This window comes from Candidatus Nanosynsacchari sp. TM7_ANC_38.39_G1_1 (assembly GCF_004138385.1).
In genome coordinates this window covers 1-2,934 of record NZ_PQNZ01000069.1, presented here as the reverse complement: position 1 = coordinate 2,934, position 2,934 = coordinate 1, and the positions used below count along the sequence as shown (strand labels likewise).

Sequence of the window (2,934 nt, the reverse complement as noted above, 5' to 3'; positions counted from 1 at the left end):
TACCTTCATCGCGAATCTCTTTGATCAAATCCCAGAGATTGCGGCGAGCCTGCGGATCCAACCCAGTGGTCGGCTCGTCGAGAAATAGGACCGTCGGGTTATTAACCAGCGTCGACGCGATGGCAAAGCGTTGCTTTTGCCCGCCCGAAAGCTGCTCAACGTAATTTTTGGCTTTGTCGGTCAATTGTACCTTGGCGAGCAGCGCGTCGGCATCAACCGTTTGTCCATACAGACTAGCAAACATTTTCAATTGTTCGCGCAAGGTTAGCTTGTCGTAAAACATCGTCGATTGCAGCTGAATACCGATGATGTTTTTAATGTGCTTCGGCTGCTTAGCAACATCAATTCCGTCGATGGTCGCCATGCCGCCATCAATCGGCCTCAGCGCCTCCAGCATCTCCAGCGTCGTCGTCTTACCAGCGCCATTCGGGCCAAGGATGCCAAAGATCTCGCCTTTCTTGACCTCAAACGACACGCTATCGACGACATTCTTGCCATCGTACGTCTTGACGAGTTGGTCAACTGTTATGATTGGTTTGGGTTGAGCCATATAAATTCCTTTCTACTCCCTAGCAGAGAAACATCGCGTACGGTGATCGCTCGCTTTTGAGATTATTATAGCACAAGAAACCCTATTTCATCGGTGCGGTTTTGAATAACGCCCATGCTGCTAGCATAGAGTAATTAACAATCTGACCGTTAGAAATCATCTGCTCAAGTTTGTTAATTTCTAACCAACTACTGGAAATAAACTCTGTTTCATCCGGTTGGAGCGAATAATTATCTCGAAAAGCGCCGCGCGCACAGACAACGTACAGCTTGGCACTAGTACGGCGATTGTCGGCATAAAACCAGCTAATTTGCTGAAAATCTTCCGCCAAAATATTAGATTCCTCCACTAATTCGCGCTGGGCAGCTTGCTCGGGAGTCTCGCCTTCTTCAATTTTACCGCCGGGAAATTGATACAATATATCATCAACCGGATACGAATATTCCCGCTGAATAAGCACTTTGCTGCCGTTTTGGCAAATGATAATCACACCGCCTTTACCCTGGTATACTTGCCGCAAATATAACGACCTTTTACCATCTGGCAACTCTACCTCATCTTCCGCCAATATCATCCGCGTATGCATAAAAACCACCCGCGACGACAAACGGCGCCATTTCTGCGGTTTGCTGTGTCTATTCATCTTCATGGAACTCTGTTAAATGATTTGGCTTGATATTTGAAAGATACATTTCACGTTTTATCCATTGCTTAAACATAACATTTGCCTCAATTACATTTTAACAGTCAAACAACTTTCGCGATATAATTATTACATGAAGCACCAGCAGGCGGCGGCACCCAAATTTTTCTCAAAGAAACGCTGTATTATCTTAAGTGTAATTGCGCTGTTGCTTATCACACCAATCGCAGTCATTACTCAACCGAAAATTGCCGATAAGCTGTCGTCTCTTATTAATTCCGTACACCTCGACAGGTCACCTGGCGAATCGGCTTTTCCAGACATTGATACGGCAAATTTAAGCCCAACTCGCCAAAAAATTATCAGCTTAGCAAAGACTGAGTTCAAGGCGCAATCCGCTGGTGCCAAGTTCAGTCAGGGCACCGAAGAGGCGTGGTGCGCTAACTTTGTGAGCTGGATCATGTATCAAGCGGGCGCGCCGCTGAAAAATCCGCATACTGGCGGCTGGCGTATCCCGGGGACGTTTACCTTGCGTGAATATTACGAGGCGAATGGTCGCTTCAAGCCTGCTAATTCCAGCTATCAACCGCTTCCTGGCGACGCAGCAATTTACCGCAATTCGCCAGTTTTTGGCGACCACACTAACATCGTCTTGAAAAATGACAACGGCGTGCTAACTACTGTCGGCGGCAACGAGGCAAACCGCATCCGCGTGTTCGTCAATCATGACAAGCAGTATGGCGGGCTGCTGGGATACGGCGTACCAAATTAGACTATAATTTCTCTAAGTCAGCCCTATATCTTTATCCAAGCTATCGTTTCCGCAAGAAGAATCCGCCCAGCGCACAGGCCGCCACGATACTGACTATAGTAATTTTCCAAAACATTAGCGGGTCTTCAGATCCGGGCACTGGTACATTCATACCAAATAAACCCGCTATCATAGTTGGTATAGTTAAAGCCACGGTGATTACCGTCAGCAAACGAATCGTCTCGTTCAGGCGAGTGTCCATCACCGCCCGGTAGCTATCGCGCACGTTGGTAATAGTACGCAGTAAACTCTTACAGCGAGCAATCAACTGTTCTAACTCAATCGAAAGATCTTCCACCAAATCGCGATCGTCTTCATAAAGTTTTAAGACTCGCCCGCTAAGCATTTTTTCTATTGCAGTATTGGTTGGTTGCAAAGCATCTAGATAATCATTTAATTTGCGTTCATATTCAGTTAATTTCATAATATCTTTACTAGTTAAGTTCTGAACATTACTAGTAGTTGCGCGCATTTGGCGATTAATTGAAGCGACCCTGGTCTGATATTGGCGCGTAATAGCTTCCATCATTAGCATAAAAAATTTAGTTTTTTGAGTCGTGGGCGCGTGAGTTCGTTCAATAAAAGGCTGCCAAAGCCTTGTTAGATTATCACGACTTACAGTAATAATATATCGCTGACCAAGCAAAAATAAAACAGGCGTTGTAAAGTCATTAAACTCATCATCTGTATCTGGTAAGCGCGTAATAAAATAAGTCTGACCTTCTTCTAACTCAACGCGAGGAATCTCATGAGGATCAAGAGCGTCAATCAAGATATCTCTATCAACGCCAAGTTCAATGAGCCGATCTTTTTCTGCATCGTTTGGTTTTTCGCAACGTACCCAACTGCCAGGCTGGAGTTCTATACGCTTTTTTATGCTCGGCCTGTAGTGTGTTGAGCGTAGATAATCTATCATAGCCCGCCCTTTCT

Annotated in this window: 4 protein-coding genes; 1 reads left to right on the top strand and 3 read right to left on the bottom strand. The window is 45.5% G+C overall.

The features are described from left to right. Together G1ANC_RS03975 and G1ANC_RS03970 are read right to left on the bottom strand one after the other, a co-directional pair. Positions 1–550: ABC transporter ATP-binding protein (locus G1ANC_RS03975; protein ID WP_164998028.1), on the bottom strand; the 550-nt coding region annotated here is incomplete at its 3' end. 82 nt (positions 551–632) lie between these two features. Further along, on the bottom strand, positions 633–1,199 hold the full coding sequence (locus G1ANC_RS03970) for an NUDIX hydrolase (protein WP_129693704.1): 567 nt from the start codon (positions 1,197–1,199) through the stop codon (positions 633–635). A gap of 127 nt (positions 1,200–1,326) precedes the next feature. Between G1ANC_RS03970 and G1ANC_RS03965 the strand changes: the two genes are divergently transcribed. After that, complete coding sequence (locus G1ANC_RS03965; protein ID WP_129693703.1) at positions 1,327–1,965, top strand: CHAP domain-containing protein; 639 nt, start codon at positions 1,327–1,329, stop codon at positions 1,963–1,965. Positions 1,966–2,005: 40 nt separating this feature from the next. Here G1ANC_RS03965 and G1ANC_RS03960 read toward each other — a convergent pair. Continuing rightward, a partial coding sequence (locus G1ANC_RS03960) for a magnesium transporter CorA family protein (protein WP_206660735.1) occupies positions 2,006–2,934 on the bottom strand: 929 nt, incomplete at its 5' end.

Bases quoted from the DNA above. Each gene is read 5' to 3' on its own strand.
- G1ANC_RS03970 (WP_129693704.1), bottom strand. From the start codon at position 1,199: ATGAAGATGAATAGACACAGCAAACCGCAGAAATGGCGCCGTTTGTCG.
- G1ANC_RS03965 (WP_129693703.1), top strand. From the start codon at position 1,327: ATGAAGCACCAGCAGGCGGCGGCACCCAAATTTTTCTCAAAGAAACGC.